15 protein-coding genes are annotated in these 17,071 nt (G+C 65.3%); 9 read left to right on the plus strand and 6 right to left on the minus strand.

What is annotated here, in order from left to right; translation table 11 throughout:
• Window positions 1-46: 46 nt before the first annotated feature.
• From AC0L3X_RS08975 to AC0L3X_RS09015, 9 genes are all read left to right on the plus strand, one after another.
• Window positions 47-1,666, plus strand: coding sequence for an ABC transporter substrate-binding protein (locus tag AC0L3X_RS08975; RefSeq protein ID WP_283018578.1), 1,620 nt, complete (start codon window positions 47-49; stop codon window positions 1,664-1,666).
• Window positions 1,667-1,694: 28 nt separating this feature from the next.
• Window positions 1,695-2,729, plus strand: a complete 1,035-nt coding sequence (locus tag AC0L3X_RS08980; protein ID WP_063984406.1) for an ABC transporter permease — start codon at window positions 1,695-1,697, stop codon at window positions 2,727-2,729.
• Complete coding sequence (locus AC0L3X_RS08985; protein WP_473316372.1) at window positions 2,726-3,574, plus strand: ABC transporter permease; 849 nt, start codon at window positions 2,726-2,728, stop codon at window positions 3,572-3,574. The genes AC0L3X_RS08980 and AC0L3X_RS08985 overlap by 4 nt, the downstream gene beginning before the upstream one ends.
• The gene (gene nikE / locus AC0L3X_RS08990; RefSeq protein ID WP_063984405.1) at window positions 3,571-5,241 is read left to right on the plus strand and encodes a nickel ABC transporter ATP-binding protein NikE; all 1,671 of its coding nucleotides are present in this window, start codon (window positions 3,571-3,573) and stop codon (window positions 5,239-5,241) included. Before AC0L3X_RS08985 ends, nikE begins: the two co-directional genes overlap by 4 nt.
• Before the next feature lie 141 nt (window positions 5,242-5,382).
• Entirely contained in the window at window positions 5,383-6,984 is a 1,602-nt protein-coding gene (locus AC0L3X_RS08995; protein WP_231144494.1) for an ABC transporter substrate-binding protein, read from the plus strand.
• Window positions 6,985-7,001: 17 nt separating this feature from the next.
• Window positions 7,002-7,943 carry an ABC transporter permease gene (locus AC0L3X_RS09000; protein ID WP_063984403.1) on the plus strand — a complete coding sequence of 314 codons (942 nt, stop codon included), beginning with the start codon at window positions 7,002-7,004 and terminating at the stop codon, window positions 7,941-7,943.
• Window positions 7,940-8,863: an ABC transporter permease gene (locus AC0L3X_RS09005; protein WP_063984402.1), complete on the plus strand. Its 924-nt coding sequence runs from the start codon at window positions 7,940-7,942 to the stop codon at window positions 8,861-8,863. The genes AC0L3X_RS09000 and AC0L3X_RS09005 overlap by 4 nt, the downstream gene beginning before the upstream one ends.
• Window positions 8,864-8,882: 19 nt before the next feature.
• Window positions 8,883-9,872, plus strand: a complete 990-nt coding sequence (locus AC0L3X_RS09010; protein ID WP_063984401.1) for an ABC transporter ATP-binding protein — start codon at window positions 8,883-8,885, stop codon at window positions 9,870-9,872.
• Window positions 9,869-10,846 (plus strand): ABC transporter ATP-binding protein, encoded by a 978-nt coding sequence (locus AC0L3X_RS09015; RefSeq protein WP_354102040.1) that lies wholly within the window; start codon window positions 9,869-9,871, stop codon window positions 10,844-10,846. Before AC0L3X_RS09010 ends, AC0L3X_RS09015 begins: the two co-directional genes overlap by 4 nt.
• A gap of 4 nt (window positions 10,847-10,850) precedes the next feature.
• On the opposite strand, the gene AC0L3X_RS09020 is transcribed toward AC0L3X_RS09015, so the two are convergent.
• The 6 genes from AC0L3X_RS09020 to AC0L3X_RS09045 all read right to left on the minus strand — a co-directional run bounded on the left by AC0L3X_RS09020 (window position 10,851) and on the right by AC0L3X_RS09045 (window position 17,065).
• Window positions 10,851-11,138: a YciI family protein gene (locus tag AC0L3X_RS09020; RefSeq protein ID WP_063984399.1), complete on the minus strand. Its 288-nt coding sequence runs from the start codon at window positions 11,136-11,138 to the stop codon at window positions 10,851-10,853.
• A gap of 75 nt (window positions 11,139-11,213) precedes the next feature.
• Window positions 11,214-12,188 (minus strand): sugar ABC transporter substrate-binding protein, encoded by a 975-nt coding sequence (locus AC0L3X_RS09025; protein ID WP_063984398.1) that lies wholly within the window; start codon window positions 12,186-12,188, stop codon window positions 11,214-11,216.
• Window positions 12,189-12,230: 42 nt separating this feature from the next.
• Complete coding sequence (locus tag AC0L3X_RS09030; RefSeq protein ID WP_014496503.1) at window positions 12,231-13,208, minus strand: ABC transporter permease; 978 nt, start codon at window positions 13,206-13,208, stop codon at window positions 12,231-12,233.
• Entirely contained in the window at window positions 13,205-14,155 is a 951-nt protein-coding gene (locus AC0L3X_RS09035; RefSeq protein ID WP_063984397.1) for an ABC transporter permease, read from the minus strand. The genes AC0L3X_RS09030 and AC0L3X_RS09035 overlap by 4 nt, the downstream gene beginning before the upstream one ends.
• Entirely contained in the window at window positions 14,148-15,674 is a 1,527-nt protein-coding gene (locus AC0L3X_RS09040) for a sugar ABC transporter ATP-binding protein (RefSeq protein WP_063984396.1), read from the minus strand. Before AC0L3X_RS09040 ends, AC0L3X_RS09035 begins: the two co-directional genes overlap by 8 nt.
• On the minus strand, window positions 15,671-17,065 hold the full coding sequence (locus tag AC0L3X_RS09045; RefSeq protein ID WP_063984395.1) for an FAD-linked oxidase C-terminal domain-containing protein: 1,395 nt from the start codon (window positions 17,063-17,065) through the stop codon (window positions 15,671-15,673). Before AC0L3X_RS09045 ends, AC0L3X_RS09040 begins: the two co-directional genes overlap by 4 nt.
• Window positions 17,066-17,071 lie beyond the last annotated feature (6 nt).

Raw genomic sequence — 17,071 nt, forward strand, 5'->3', positions numbered from 1 at the left:
TTGACCTGCCTTGCTGGCGTTCTTGCCGAAATTTTGGGGAAAACGAATGCGTTTTGTGTCTTTCAGGCCCGCGGCCTCAGTCCTCGCTACCACTGCGCTGTTGCTCATTGCCACCGCGCCGTCGCAGGCACAGACCAGGGCGGAGACGTTGCGCTATGTCACGGGATCAGCGGTGAACACGCTCGATCCCAACATCCCCGGCTCGACGCGCGAGTCCTTCGCGCTGAGCATGAGCACGTATGACCGGCTGGTGGCGTTCGGCCGCAAGCAGCTCAACGGCAAATGGGTGTTCGATCTCGACACGATCACCGGCGAGCTCGCTGAATCCTACGACGTCAGCTCCGATGGCCTGAAGCTGACCTTCCGCCTGCGCAAGGACGCCAAGTTCCAGGACGGTTCGCCTGTCACGGCCGACGACGTGAAATGGTCGCTCGATCGCTGCGTCACCGCGCCGATCCTCGGCAAGGCCCAGTTGCTGACGGGTTCGTTGACGTCGGCGGACCAGTTCAAGGTGATCGATCCCCTCACCATCGAGGTGACGCTGCCGAAACCCGACAAGCTCGCGCTGCCCAATCTCGCCACCGTCTATCCCCTGATCATCAACTCGAAGGTGGCAAAAGAGCACGCGACGCCGGATGATCCCTGGGCCACCGCATGGCTGAAGGAGCACACCGCCGGCAGCGGTGCTTATGTGGTCGAGACCTTCAAGCCGGGCGAGCAGGTCATCCTCAAGCGCGACGAGACCTGGAACCGCGGTTCGGCCAACAAGCCCGCATTCTTCAAGCGCGTGATCATTCAGTCCGTGCCGGAGCCGGCGACCCGCGCCAACCTGGTCGAGCGCGGCGATGCCGACCTCGTCGTCGATCTCCAGGCCAGCGACGTGCAGTCGCTCGAGGCCAAGGGCAAGCTCAAGGTGGTCTCGACCCCGCAGTACAATGCGATCACCTATGTCTCGATGAACAACCAGATGCCGCCCTTCGACAACGTCAATGTCCGCCGTGCCATCGCTTACGCGCTGCCCTACGACGACATGTTCAAGGCCGCCCTGTTCGGCCGCGGCGCGCCGCTGTTCGGCGCGACCTGGCCGGACGGCAAGCCGCTGAACGGCATCTATCCGTTCCAGCAGCCCGTGAAGGTCGACCTCGACAAGGCCAGGGAATACCTCAAGGCCGCCGGGCTCCCCGAGGGTTTCTCGACTACCTTCAGCTTCAACGTCGGCCAGTCCTCGACCGCGGAGCCGATGGCCGCGCTGGTGAAGGAGTCACTCGGCAAGATCGGGATCAAGGTCGACATCCAGAAGCTGCCGGACGCACAGATGTCCACGCAGATCAACGAGAAGAAGCTTCCCTTCTACACCGAGGGCATCGTAGCGTGGTTGCCGTCGACTGATTACTTCTACCGCAACTTCTACACCGGCAATCAGCGCTGGAATTACAGCTCGATCAACAACCCGGATCTTGCCGCAATCGCGCAGGAGGCGCGTTTCGAGCCGGACAAGGCCAAGTATGAGGAAGCCGGCCGCAAGCTCAACGCGATGCATGTCGATCTGATGCCGCAGATCATGCTGTGGCAGCCGAACCAGGATGCGGTAATGGCGTCGTCGGTCGAAGGCTACACCTACGAGTTCCACCGCCAGGTCGACTATCGCGACGTCAGCCGCAAGTGACGTCGGACAACGAGAGGAGCTCTCAGAGGTGACGACCGGTCTTGGTGCAACCATGGTACGGGCGGGCAGGCGGCTTCTGTCATCACTGCCGGCGCTGTTCGGTGTGCTGGTCTTCACCTTTCTGCTGATGCGCGTGTTGCCCGGCGACCCCGCGGTGTTCTTCGCCTCGGGGCCCAATGCCGGCAAGGAGGAGATCGAGCAGATCCGCAAGCAGATGGGGCTCGACAGGTCGGTGCCGGAGCAGCTCGTGTTCTATCTCTCCGACATCGGCCACGGCAATCTCGGCCGCTCCATGATGACGGGACAGCCGGTGCTGAAGGACCTGCGCGAACGGCTGCCGGCTTCGCTGGAGCTCACCTTCACGGCGCTGCTGATCGCGCTGATCGCGGCGGTGCCGCTCGGCGTGGTCGCGGCCTTGAAGCCTGGCTCGATCGTCGATCACGGCGTGCGGCTGTTCTGCGCGCTCGGCGTCTGCGTGCCGACCTTCGTCTCGGGCCTGCTGCTGATCTACGTCTTCTACTACCTGCTCGGGCTGGCGCCTGATCCGACCGGGCGGATCGACGTCTTCACCTCGCTGCCGCCGCAGCGCACCGGCTTCCTGTCGATCGATTTCCTGCTCGCGGGTGATATCGAGGGCTGGTGGGCCGCCTGCAAGCAGCTGATCCTGCCGGCGGTGAGCATGGCCCTGTTCGTGATCGCGCCGCTGGCGCGGATCACGCGGGCCTCGATGCTGGTCTCGCTCGGCAGCGATTTCGTCCGCACTGCGCGCTCGGTCGGATTGTCCTGGCACAAGGTGGTCGTCACTTATGCGCTGCGGAACGCGATCCTGCCCGTCATCACCATCGCCGGCATCGTGTTCTCGACCATGCTGGGCGCCAATGTCCTGGTGGAGAAAGTGTTCTCCTGGCCGGGCGTCGCTTCCTACGCGCTCGATGCGCTCCTATCCTCCGACTATGCGCCCGTGCAGGGTTTCGTGCTGCTGATGGCCAGCCTGTTCGTGCTGGTCAATCTCGTGGTCGACATCTGCTACGGCATCGCCGATCCCAGGGTGTCGATCGAATGACCAGCGCAACTCTCCGCCATTCGGTCTGGATCCTGCGCGGCAACCCGCTCACCGCCGTTGCCGCGGCCGGCGTTGCGCTGTTCGTCCTGATTGCGATCTTCGGGCCCTGGATCGTGCCCTATGATCCCGTGGTCTCCAATGTCTCGGAGGCTCTTTTGCCGCCGAGCGCGGCCCATCTGGCCGGCACCGACCAGCTCGGACGCGATGTGTTCAGCCGCCTCATCATCGCCGCGCGCCTCGATCTCGCCATTGCCGTCTCCGCCGTCGGCATCTCCTTCGTGATCGGCGCCGTCGTCGGCGCGTCCTGCGGCTATGCCGGCGGTAAGCTCGATCGCGGTGTCGGCCGCTTCGTCGATGTGATGATGGCCTTTCCGCTGTTCGTGCTGGCGATGGCGATGGTTGCCGCCTTGGGCAACCGGATCGAGAACATCGTGATCGCGACCGCGATCATCAATCTTCCGTTCTACATCCGCTTCGCGCGCGCCGAGGTCAACGTTCGCCGCAATGTCGGCTGGGTGGAGGCCGCGCGTGCCTGCGGGGAGAGCCATTTCTCGGTGGTGCTGCGCTTCCTGCTGCCGAATATCCTGCCGGCGATGGCGGTGCAGATCTCGCTCAATCTCGGCTGGGCCATTCTCAACGCGGCCGGCCTGTCCTTCATCGGCCTCGGCGTCAAGCCGCCGACGCCGGAATGGGGCATCATGGTCGCGGAGGGCGCGCGCTTCATCTCGACCGGGCGATGGTGGCTGGTGGCCTTTCCGGGCCTCGCGCTGATGATGGCGGTGCTGTGCTTCAATCTCCTCGGTGACGGGATGCGGGACATTCTCGACCCGCGGATGCGCACATGAGCGAGGAGCTGCTAGGGATCAACGACCTCCACGTCTCGTTCTCGACGCGGCGTGGCATGGTCGAGGCCGTGCGCGGCGTGACGCTCACGGTCGAGAAGGGCGAGATGCTCGGCCTCGTCGGCGAGAGCGGCTCGGGCAAGTCGGTCACCGGCTTTGCAACGACGCGGCTGCTCGATGCGGCCGGGCGCGTCACCGGCGGCAAGATCCTGTTTCGCGGGCAGGACGTCACAAAACTCAGAGGCGAAGACCTCCGTCAGCTCCAGGGCGCCGCGATGTCCATGATCTTCCAGAATCCGCGCGCGGCGCTCAACCCGATCCGCGCGATCGGCCTGCAGATCGCGGATGCGATCCTCACGCATAAGAAGATATCGAAGGACGCCGCGCGCGCCGAGGCGCTGGAGCTGCTGCGCGCGGTCCAGATCCGCGACCCCGAGACGCGGATGAACGCCTATCCGCACGAGCTCTCCGGCGGCATGTGCCAGCGCGTGATGATCGCGATCGCGATTTCCTGCAATCCTGCACTGCTGATCGCCGACGAGCCGACCACCGGCCTCGACGTCACGACCCAGAAGGTGGTGATGGATCTGCTCGCAGACATTGCCGCCGCGCGTGGCATGGCGACGATCCTGATCACGCACGACCTCGGTCTCGCGGCGCGCTATTGCCGCCGCATCGCCGTGATGGAGCGCGGCCGCATCGTCGAGGAAGCGAGCCCCAAAAAGCTCTTCAGCGCACCGCAGCACGCCTATACTCGCCGCCTCGTTGCGGCATCGCCGACCGCGACGTCGCGGATCGAGGATCTCGTGACGGAGGAGGAGCGGGAACGGCATGCGACGATCGTCAGCAAGCCAAGGCAGGAGCTCCCGCACGGGACGCCACCGCTCCTCGAGGTGCGCAAGCTCGCCAAGCGTTTTGACCAGGGCTCCGCTGCGGTCGCGGATTTCTCGATGACGATGGCCGGCGGCGAGAGCGTCGGGCTCGTTGGCGAGTCCGGCTCCGGCAAGAGCACGACGTCGCGGATGATCTGCCGCCTGATCGACCCGAGCGAAGGCGATATCGTGTTCGACGGCCAGTCGATCGGCCATGTCGCCTCGCGTGACTTCCATCGCTCGCCGCTGCGCAAAGACATCCAGATGGTCTTTCAGGACCCGAACGAGAGCCTCAACCCACGCTTCACGGCGTTCGACTGCGTTGCCCATCCCCTGATGCGGCTCGACGGCATGCGTGCGGGTGATGCACTGCGCAAGCGGGTGGAAGAGTGTGCGGAGCGGGTGGGCTTGCCGCTCGATCTGCTGCCGCGCTTTCCGCACCAGCTCTCCGGCGGCCAGAAGGCCCGCGTCGGCATTGCCCGCGCCATCGCCTGCCGGCCGCGGCTGCTGGTGCTGGACGAGCCGACCGCCGCGCTCGACGTTTCGGTGCAGGCGGTGGTGCTGCAACTGCTCGACCGTCTCAGGCGCGAGAACGACATCGCGCTGCTGTTCGTCAGCCACGATCTCAATGTCGTGCGTATGCTCTGCGACCGCACCATCGTGCTGCGCAATGGCGGCATCGTGGAGCAGGGGGAGAGCCGGGCGCTGTTCGACAATCCCAAGACCGACTACACGCGCAAGCTGGTCGAGGCGATTCCGCATATCGAGACCGGACCGGCACTGGCGGCCGCGCTTTGACGCCTGAACCGGTCGTAATCCCGATGAGATCCCGCTGGCGAAGGCCTGGTTAGTGGCATACCATTTGCACGCCAATGGGTTCTGGTTTCACCTGCCTTTGGCCAACGATGGCCGGCATCACGGCACTACTGGGAGGATTTCATGGATCGCAGGACCGTTTTGAAGGGACTGGCCGGCGCGGGCGGTCTGGCATTGACCGGCCTCTCGGCCCCGGCGATCGCACAAGGCGCCTCTGCGCGCACCCTGCGCTTCGTGCCGCAAGCCAACCTCGCCAATTTCGATCCCATCTGGGGCACGCAATATGTCGTGCGCAACGCGGCGGCGCTGGTCTGGGACACGCTCTACGGCGTCGATGCCAAGCTTCAGCCGCAGCGTCAGATGGTCGAGTCCGAGGAGACCACCGACGACGGCAAGACCTGGACCTTCAAGCTGCGCCCGGGTCTCAAGTTCCATGACGGCGAGCCGGTGCTGAGCAAGGACGTCGTCGCGAGCCTGTCGCGCTGGGCCGCGCGCGATCCAATGGGTCTGATGATCCTCGCGATCCAGCAGGAATTGACTCCGGTCGACGACCGCACCTTCAAATGGGTCCTGAAGCAGCCTTTCCCGAAAATGCTGTACGCGCTGGCCAAGAACAACGCGCCGTGCTCCTTCATCATGCCCGAGCGCATCGCGAAGACGGATCCGTTCAAGCAGATCACCGAATATGTCGGCTCGGGTCCGATGAAGTTCGCCAAGAGCGAATGGGTGCCCGGCGCCAAGTCGGTGTTCGAGAAGTTCACCGATTACGTGCCGCGGCAGGAGAAGGCGTCGTGGCTTGCCGGCGGCAAGAACATCCTGGTCGATCGCGTCGAGTGGCTGGTGATGCCGGATCCGGCCACCGCTGCCGCCGCCTTGCAGAACGGTGAGGTCGACTGGTGGGAGAACCCGATCTCCGATCTCGTGCCCGTGCTGAAGAAGAACAAGAACATCAGCGTCGATATCGGCGATCCCCTCGGCAATATCGGCTCCTTCCGGATGAACCATCTGCACCCACCCTTCAACAATGTGAAGGCGCGGCGCGCGGTGCTGATGGCGTTGAGCCAGGAAGACTATATGCGTGCGCTGGTCGGCGACGACGATACGTTGTGGAAGCCGCTGCCCGGCTTTTTTACGCCGGACACACCGCTCTACACCGAGTTGGGCGGCGAGATCCTGAAAGGAAAGCGCGATTTGGATGCGGCCAAGAAGCTGCTCGCCGAGAGCGGCTATTCCGGCCAGCCGGTCACATGCGTGGTCGCGCAGGACCAGTCGATCACGAAGGCGCAGGGCGACGTCACCGCGGATCTGCTCAAGAAGCTCGGCATGAATGTCGATTTCGTCGCGACCGATTGGGGCACGGTGGGCGCGCGCCGCGCGATGAAGACACCGCCGGGGCAGGGCGGCTGGAATATGTTCCACAGCTGGCACGCCGGCGCCGATTGCATCAATCCGGCCGCCTACACCGCCATCCGCGCCAATGGCGACAAGGCCTGGTTCGGCTGGCCCAACAGCCCGAATACCGAGAAGGAGATCACGGCCTGGTTCGACGCCAAGAATCTCGAGGAAGAGAAGGCCGCGATCGGGCAGGTCAACAAGGCGGCGCTCGAGGATGTCGTCTACGCGCCGACCGGCTTCTTCCTGACCTACACGGCATGGCGCAAGAACGTCTCCGGCATCACCAAGGGGCCGCTGCCGTTCTTCTGGAACGTGTCGAAATCCGCATGATGGTACGCTGAAGCCAGATGCTCTCTTACATCCTCCGTCGCATCGTCTCGACCTTGCCGGTGATGGCAATCGTCGCGCTGTTCGTGTTCAGCCTGCTCTACATCGCGCCGGGTGACCCCGCCGTGGTGATCGCGGGCGACCAGGCGAGCCCGGAGGATGTGGAGCGCATTCGCCAGAGTCTGGGTCTCGACCGTCCTTTCCTGATCCAGTTCGGAAGCTGGGTCTGGCGCATTCTGCACGGCGATCTCGGCACCTCGATCTTCACCAACCTTCCGGTCTCGACGATGATCGGACAGCGTCTCGGGCCGACACTGTCGCTGATGATGGTCACGCTGCTACTCACCATCGTGGTCGCGGTGCCGCTTGGCGTCGTGGCCGCGTGGAAGGCGGGGAGCCTGATCGACCGCGTCATCATGGCATTCGCCGTGTTCGGCTTCTCGCTGCCCGTCTTCGTCGTCGGCTATATCCTCGCCTATGTCTTCGCACTCGAGCTCGAATGGCTTCCGGTGCAGGGCTATACGCCGCTCACGGAAGGCTTCTGGCCGTGGCTGCAAAACCTGATCCTGCCGTCGATCGCGCTGGGCTGCGTCTACATCGCGCTGATCGCGCGCATCACGCGTGCCACCATGCTTGAAGTCTTGCAGCAGGACTATATCCGCACCGCGCGCGCCAAGGGCCTCGGGCAGGGCGGCATCCTCTTCGTTCACGCGCTGAAGAATGCCGCGGTCCCGATCGTGACCGTGATCGGGATCGGCATCGCGCTCCTGATCGGCGGGGCGGTCGTCACGGAAAGCGTGTTCGCGATCCCCGGCCTCGGCCGACTCACGATCGACGCGATCCTGCGCCGCGACTATCCCGTCATCCAGGGCATCGTGCTTCTCTTCAGCTTCGTCTACGTCCTCGTCAATCTGATGATCGACGTCATCTATACGCTCGTTGACCCGAGGATCCGCTATTGACCGATACGACCGTCAATCCGCAAGCGCTGCCGGCCGGCTTCGTTCTCGCGCCGCAACTGCCTGAAATCCTGCGGCCGGTCACGATCCGGCGCGGCTTCCTGGGATTCTTGCGCGGCCATCCGACCGTCGCGATCGGCGGCGCACTGCTGCTGGCACTCGTCTTCATCGCGATCTTCGCGCCGTACCTCTGGACAGTCGACCCGACTGCGCTCGCGCCCGCCAAGCGCACGCGGGCTCCGTCGGCACTCTACTGGTTCGGCACCGATGTGCTTGGCCGCGACATCTATTCGCGCGTGCTATTCGGTGCGCGGGTCTCGCTCACGGTCGGCCTGTCAGTTGCGATCTTCGCCTCCGTGGCGGGTCTCGCCATCGGCATGGTCTCCGGTTTCGTCCGCTGGGCCGACGGCATTTTGATGCGCTTCATGGACGGTTTGATGTCGATCCCGCCAATTCTGCTCGCAATCGCGCTGATGGCGCTGACGCGCGGCAGTGTCGGCAACGTCATCCTGGCCATCACCATCGCCGAGATCCCGCGGGTTTCCCGTCTTGTCCGTAGTGTGGTGCTGTCGCTGCGCGAGCAGCCCTATGTGGACGCCGCGGTCGCCTGCGGCACGCGCACGCCGATGATCATCCTGCGCCACATCCTGCCCAATACGCTGGCGCCGATGCTGGTCCAGGCGACTTACATCTGCGCCAGCGCCATGATCACCGAGGCGATCCTGTCCTTCATCGGGGCGGGCACGCCGCCGACCATTCCGTCCTGGGGCAACATCATGGCCGAGGGCCGCGCGCTGTGGCAGGTCAAGCCCTACATCGTGTTCTTCCCGGCGGCGTTCCTCTCCGTCACCGTCCTCGCCGTGAACCTGCTCGGCGACGGCCTTCGCGATGCGCTCGATCCGCGCATGGCCAAGAGCCTCTGATGTCGAGGGGTTGATCGCGATGGCCTTGCTCGAAGTCGAGAACCTCCAGACCCACTTTCGCACGCCCGGCGGCATCAACCGTGCGGTCGACGGCGTCTCCTTTCATGTCAACGAAGGCGAGACGCTCGCCATCGTCGGCGAATCCGGCTGCGGCAAGTCGGTGACCTCGATGTCGCTGATGCGGCTCATTCCAGAGCCGCCGGGCAGGATCGCAGGCGCCGTCCGCTTCGCGGGCAGGGACCTGCTGCAACTGTCCGATCGCGAGATGCGCGCCATCCGCGGCAACGATATCTCGATGATCTTTCAGGAGCCGATGACGAGCCTCAACCCGGTTCTGACGGTCGGCCGCCAGATCCGCGAGACGCTGATGATCCATCAGGGCCTGGACAAGCAGGCGGCCGAGGCGCATGCGATCGAGATGCTGACGCTGGTCGGCATTCCCGAGCCGAAGCGGCGCGTGCGCGAATACCCGCACCAGCTTTCCGGCGGCATGCGCCAGCGCGTGATGATCGCGATTGCGCTGGCCTGCAATCCAAAGCTCCTGATCGCCGACGAGCCGACCACCGCGCTCGACGTGACGATCCAGGCGCAGATCCTGAAATTGATGCTCGATCTCAAGCGCCGGGTCGGCGCGGCGATCATCCTGATCACTCACGACCTCGGTGTCGTCGCCGAGATCGCCGAACGCGTCATGGTCATGTATGCCGGCCGCAAGGTCGAGGAGGCGCCGGTGGCCGAGCTGTTCCGCTCGCCGCGTCATCCCTATACGCAGGGCCTGCTCGGCGCCGTGCCGCGGCTCGGCTCGTCACTAACAGGCACCGCGCGGCGTCTCGCCGAAATCCCGGGGCAGGTGCCTGATCTGCGCAAGCCTATCATCGGCTGCGTCTTCGCCGGCCGCTGCGCGCTCGCGACCGATCTCTGCCGCCAATATGCGCCTGGGCTCGAAGAGAAGGCGCCTCGCCACGTCGCCGCCTGCCACTATTCCGCCAAGGGGGCCATCGCGGCATGAGTCCTCCGCTGCTCCAGGTCAACGACCTCAAGAAGCATTTTCCGGTCAAAAAGGGCCTGTTCGGCCGCAAGTCCGAATATGTCTATGCCGTCGACGGTGTCTCGTTCGAAATCGCGAAGGGCGAGACGCTGTCGCTGGTCGGCGAGTCCGGCTGCGGCAAGTCCACGGTCGGCCGTGCCATCCTGCGGCTGTTCGACATCACGGCGGGCCAGGTGATCCTCGACGGCCAGCGCATCGACGAGGCACATCCGAGCACGATGCGCCAGATGCGCCGCCGCGTGCAGGTGGTGTTCCAGGATCCGTTCTCGAGCCTCAATCCGCGCATGCGCGTGCGCGACATCCTGGCCGAGCCGATCCGAAATTTCGGCCTCGCCAAATCCGCCACCGATCTCGAAACCCGCGTGACGGCGCTGATGGATACCGTGCGGCTGCCGCGCGAGGCGCTCAACCGCCGGCCGCACGAATTCTCCGGCGGCCAGCGTCAGCGCATCGGCATTGCGCGGGCGCTCGCAGCCGAGCCCGAGCTGATCGTCTGCGACGAGGCGGTCTCCGCGCTCGACGTCTCGGTCAAGGCGCAGATCGTCAATCTCTTGCAGGATCTCCAGCGCGAGTTCGGCCTGGCGCTGCTGTTCATCAGCCATGACCTCGCCATCGTCGAGCACATGACTCACCGCGTCGCGGTGATGTATCTCGGCAAGATCGTCGAGGTGGCGCCGCGCCGCGAGATCTTTGCCGCGCCAAGGCATCCCTATACCAAGGCGCTGCTCTCCGCGGTGCCGCTGCCCGAGCCCGGCGCCCAGCGCAATCCCATCATCCTCAAGGGGGACGTGCCGAGCCCGATCAACCCGCCGAGCGGGTGCCGCTTCCACACCCGTTGCCCATACGTCTTCGACCGTTGCCGGACGGAGGAGCCGATGCTGCGTTCGACCGGACCCGAGCAATGGGTGGCCTGTCACCTCGAAGAGGCGCCGTAGGCCTTCAGCCCTGGCGGCGCAGGAAGCCCGTGATGGTGACTTTCTCCCAGATGCCGGCTGCCGCAAACGGATCGGCGCGGTTGAAGGCTTCGACCTCGGCGCGGCCGGGCGCCTCGATCAGGAACAGGCTGCCGATCATGCTCGCGCCGTCGTCGGAGACCAGCGGCCCAGACATCACGATCTTGACGCCGAAGCGCGATGTGTCGCTCAGGAAGGCCTTGTGGGCGTCGTAATTGGCGAGCCGGGTCGGCAGCGCGCTGGCGCGGTCGAGGGCGTGAATGGCGAACAGCATGATGTCTCCGTTGACGTGTCGGTGTTCTTGGACGGCCGCGGAGGCGGCCGTCCATGCTTGTGATGATCGGTTGGGCTACTTGGCGCCGAGCTTGCCGGCGTCCTCGAAGGTCGGGCAGGTCCGTTGCTCCAGCGGCACGTCGAACGGCTGGTAATTGTCCTTGGTGATGACGGTCGGCTTCAGCACGATCTCGGAAATGACAGGCTGGTTGCGCAAGCTGCGGATCGCCATCATGGCGCCGAGACACCCTTGCGCAAATCCGTTGTAGTCGCCGCTGGCGAGCAGCTTGCCGGACTTGATCGCGTCGATCGCCTCCTTGGTGCCGTTGATGCCGATCACCTGGGCCTTGCGGTTGGCGCCGTCGAGCGCCTCGATCGCGCCGACCGCCATGGCGTCGTTGGCCGCCAGTACGCCGTCGATCTGCGCGTTCGACTGCATCAGGTTTTCCATGACCTGGAGCGCCTGCAGCCGCTGGTAGTTGCCGGGCTGCGAGGCCAGCAGCTTGGCGCCCGAATTCTCCTTCAGCGCGTCGTTGAAGCCGCGGACGCGATCGACATTGGTCAGCGAGCCCTTGACGCCCTCGATGATGACGATGTTGCCCTTGCCGCCCAAAGTCTTGAGCAGGAAACGCGCGGTTTCCAGTCCGAGGCTGTAATCGTCGGCGCCGACGAAGGAGAGGAACTTGCCGCCGGCGGAGCGGTCGGTGATGTTGACGACGGGGATTTTCGCCTCGTTGATCTTCTCGACGCCCGGCACCATCGCCTTGTAGTCGACCGGCGTGAAGACGATCGCGCTCGGCTTCTTCACCACGACGTCCTCGATCTGGCTGAGCTGCTCGGGGATCGAGTCCGGCTTGGTCGGGATGTACTGCAGCGTCTTCGCATTCAGCGCTTTCGCCATGTTGTCGGCACCGACCCGCACCGTCTGGAAGAACGGATTGGTCTGGTTCTTGGTGAACACGGCGATGGTCTCGCCGTCGGCGCGCGCCTGTGTCGTGAACGCGGCCGCCATCAGCAGCGGCAGCGCCAAATAACCCATTTTCTGTTTCATGTAGCCTCCATCCCTCATTTTGCTTGTTGGATTTCTAAGAGCTCATTGCGCGCGGCGGCGGGTCTTCATGTCGAGCCAGACCGCGAGAATGACGATGATGCCGGTGACGAGCGGCTGCCAGTTGGCGCTGACCGACAACAGGTTCATGCCGTTCAGCACTAGCGTCAGGATCAGCGCGCCGATGAAGGTGCCGAACACGGTGCCGACACCGCCGAACAGCGAGGTGCCGCCGATCAGCACGGCTGCGATCGCGGGCAGCGTCAGGCTTTCGCCGATGTCGGCTTCGGCCGAATTGAGCCGCGACAGGAAGATGATCGAGGCCAGTCCCGCCATGGTGCCTGATACCGCGTAGACCAGCAGCAGGCGCCGCGCGACCGGAATGCCGGAGAGGCGGGCGGCGACCGGATTGGCGCCGATCGCATAGATCTCCTGGCCCCAGATCGTGCGCTGCGCAAACAGCGTTCCGATCCCGAGGAACACCAGCAGCAGATAGACCGGGATCGGCAGGCCGAACAGATAGCCGCTGCCGATCTGGCGGAAGCCTGCCGGGAAGCCGTGAAGGGTTTCGCCCGCCATGTACCAGTAGGTGAGGCCGTTCAGCACCCAGAGCATGCCGTAGGTGGCGATGAAGGAGGGGATGCGGAGCGCGGTGACCATGATGCCGTTGAGCAGGCCAACGATGCCGCCGCAGGCGAGCCCGGTGAGGATGCCGAGCGCCGGCGAGCCGGTCTTGTGGATCACGGTGCCGGCGATGCAGGCCGACAGCGCGACATTGGCGCCGACGGAGAGATCGAGGCCGGCGGTGAGCACCACCAGCGTCAGGCCGGAGGCGATGAAGAAGGTCAGGCTCGCTTGTCTCAGCACGTTGAGGATGTTGCCGAGGCTCAGGAAGGAGTCGCTGAGCACGGCGAGCACCGCGCAGATCAGCAGCGCTGCGAGCAGGCGATAGAACACCTGGATCGCGTCCTGCGACAGGAACGAGCGGGGCGGCGAGAGGGCCTCTTTGGAGATGTCGGTCATGCGCGGCTCCGGAGGCCGTCGAGGAAGAGAGCGACGATGACGAGGACGCCGACGCTTGCGACCTGCACCGAGGAGGGCATCGAGATCAGGTTGAGCCCATTGCGAAGCACGCCGACCGCGATCACGCCGAGCAACGTGCCGAGCAGCCAGCCATTGCCGCGCTCGAACGAGGTACCGCCGACCGCGACCGCGGCGATGGCGTCGAATTCCAGGCCGAGGCCCGCGGTCGGGTGGCCGGAATTCATGCGCGCGGTCATCAGCAGGCCGGCAATGCCGGCCATGGCGCCGCCGATCGCGTAGACCGCGATCAGCAGCTTGTTCGGCGAGAGGCCGGCATAGCGCAGCGCCTCGCGGTTGCCGCCGAGTGCGAAGATGTAGGTGCCGAAGCGGGTGTGGTAGAGCAGTCCGTGGAAGGCCGCATAGGTCACCAGCGCCATCACGATCGGCACGGGCACGCCCAGAAGCGTCGCCGAATAGATGTCGCGCACGCTGTGGGGGATGCCGACCACGCTCTGGCCGTCGCTGACGATCAGCGACAGGCCCTGCGCCATGCCGAGCGTGCCCAGCGTCGCGACGAAGGGCGGAATGCCGACGATGGCGACCAGCCAGCCGTTGGCGAAGCCGAAGGCTGCGCCGACGAGAAGCCCGGCGCCGAGGCCCAGCAGCATCGACTTGGTCGCGAGCGACACGATGGCGACGCAGAGCGAGGTCAGCGTCAGCACCGCGCCCATCGACAGGTCCAGCCCCTCGGTCATGATGATCAAGGTCATCGGCAGCGCCAGCATGGTCAGGATGGTCGACTGCACCAGCACGTTGGAGAGGTTGGCGACCGACAGGAAGCCGGGCGCGATCGCGCTGAACAGGGCGATCAGCAGCACCAAGACGATGGCAACGCCGGGAATGCGTTGCAGCGGATTGGGTTGAGAGACGACCGCGGCTTCACGCATGATGCATCCCCAGTCGCACGATGTTCTCCTCGGTCAGTTCGCTGCGGGTCAGGTGTCCGGCGATGCGGCCCTCGCGCATCACATAGGCGCGGTCGCAGACATGGCAGATCTCGACCTGCTCGGACGAGATCATCAAGGCCGCCGCGCCTTCGGCGACCAGCCGGTCGATCAGCGCAAAGATCTCGGACTTGGCGCCGATGTCGATGCCGCGCGTCGGCTCGTCGAAGATGAAGAGCTTCGAGCCGGCCGCCAGCCACTTGCCGATCACGACCTTCTGCTGGTTGCCGCCCGAGAGCAGGCCGACAATCTGGCGCGCGCTCGGGGTTGCGATGCGCAGCTGCCGGATCAAGCCGTCGGACGTCCGCTGGGCGCTACGCTGGTCGAACAGGCCGCTCGGGAACAGCTTTCGCAGCGCCGACACCACCAGATTGTCGCTCACCGACCGCAGCAGCGCGAGGCCCTCGCTCTTGCGGCTCTCCGGGATCAGCGCGATGCCGCGGCGGGCGGCAAGGTCAGGCTCGCCGGAGATGGCCTTGCCGTCGAAAATAATCTCGCCTGACGTCACGGCATCGGCGCCGAAGATGGCGCGGGCGACCTCGCTGCGGCCGGAACCGACCAGGCCGCACAGGCCGACGATCTCGCCCCGGCGTACCTCGATGTTGATATCGGAGATGCCGGTCGACGAGCTCAAGCCCTTGACCTCGAGCAGCAGCTCGCCGGGCTTGTCGGCAAAGTTGCGCGGATAGGTCATGTCCACGTTGCGGCCGACCATCATGCGGACGAGCTGGTCCGGCGTGACGTCTGCGGGGCGAACGCCGTCGATGCGGCGGCCGTCGCGCAGCACCGTGATGCGGTCTCCGAGCGCGAACACCTCGGCCATGCGGTGGGAGATGTAGACGATGGAGACGCCGTCGGCCTTCAGCCGCGCGATAAGCGCGAACAGCAGCTCGGTCTCGCGGTCGGACAGCGCCGCCGTCGGCTCGTCCATGACCAGGATGCGCGCGTTCTGGCTGATCGCTTTCGCGATCTCGACCATCTGCTGCTGCGCCACCCCTAACTTGTCGACGGTGGTGGAGGGATCGATCTCGAACCCGATCGTGCCGAGCACGCGCCTGGCGTCGGCCAGGATCTTGCGGCGGTCGATGGTGCCGGGAATGCGGCCCTTCGGCTCGCGGCCGAGGAAGATGTTCTGGGCGATATCGAGATGGGGGACCAGCGAGAATTCCTGGAAGATCACGGCAATGCCGAGCCTCTGCGCATCCGCGGTCGAGGAGATCGCGACCTTGTCGCCCTTGTAGTAGAACTCGCCGGCATCGGCGCGGTAGGCGCCGCACAGTACCTTCATCAGGCTCGACTTGCCGGCGCCGTTCTCCCCCAACAGCATATGGACTTCGCCGGGGAAGACGGCAAAGGAAACATCATCCAGCGCCTTGACGCCGGGAAACTCCTTGCTGATGCCGCGCAGCTCCAGCAGAGGCGCGGGTGAGGCGGGCTCGATAGCCAATGCGGCGCTGCTCATGCGTGCACTCCGCTCGCGAAGATCTTTCCGGGATTCATCAGTCCATCAGGATCGAGCGCGGTCTTGATCGACCGCATCACATCGACGGCCTCGCCGAGTTCATCGGCGAGATAATCGATCTTGCCGAGCCCGATGCCGTGCTCGCCGGTGCAGGTGCCGTCCATCGCGATCGCGCGGGCGACCATGCGGGCCTGAAGCGCCTTGGCGCCTTCGGCCTCGTCCGGCTTTGCCGGGTCGATCAGGATCAGCATATGGAAATTGCCGTCGCCAACATGGCCGACGATCGGGGCGGTGAAACCGTGCTCGTCCGCGTCGCGCCTGGTTTCGGTCAGGCATTCCGCCAGCCGCGAGATCGGCACGCAGACATCGGTGATCACGGCGCGCGCGCCGGGCCGCAAGCCCAGGCCCGCATAAAGCGTGTTGTCGCGGGCGTGCCAGAGCCGGCTGCGGTCTTCCTGCGCTTTGGCCCAGGCAAAACCATGGCCGCCATGGTCGGCGGCGATCGCCTGCGCGGCTTCGGCCTGCTCGGCAACGGAGGTCTCGGAGCCGTGGAATTCGAAGAACAAGGTGGGGGCCTCGCGATAGCCGAGCTTCGCGTAGGCGTTGATGCCGCGCATCATGACGTCGTCGAGCAGCTCGATGCGTGCCACGGGGATCGCGGACTGGATCACGGAGATCGCGGTGTCGACGGCATCGTGCAGGGTGTCGAAGCTGCAGACAGCGGCCGAGATCGCCTGCGGCACCGGGTGCACCTTCAATGTGACTTCGGTGATGACGCCAAGCGTGCCTTCGGCGCCGACGAACATCCGCGTCAGGTCATAACCGGCGGCCGATTTGCGTGCGCGCCTTGCGGTGCGGATCACGCGCCCGTCGGCCAGCACCACCTCGAGCGCCATGACATTGTCCTTCATGGTGCCGTAGCGCACCGCCATGGTGCCGGACGCGCGTGTGGAGGTCATGCCGCCGATCGAGGCGTCGGCGCCGGGGTCGATCGGAAAGAAAAGTCCGGTGCCGCGCAGCTCCGCATTGAGCTGTTTGCGCGTGATGCCGGGCTGCACCACGACATCCATGTCGCTGTCGTGCACGGTCAGCACCTTGTTCATCCGGGCGAAGTCGAAGCAGACGCCGCCGGCGACCGCGGCCGCGTTGCCTTCGAGCGAGGTGCCGGCGCCGAACGGGACCATCGGCATGCCCGCGCTAGCGCACAGCTTGACGATCTCCGCGACTTCCTGCGTGGTTTCAGGGAAGACGACGATGTCCGGCGGCAAATTGCGATAATGCGATTCGCTCTGCCCGTGCTGATCGAGCACGCCGCGCGCGACGCTCGCGCGCGGGCCGATCATGCCGGTGAGGCGATCGGCCAATATGCTCGTGCTGACCCGCGGTCCCATCCTCAG

This window comes from Bradyrhizobium sp. MI1.7, from assembly GCF_055811795.1.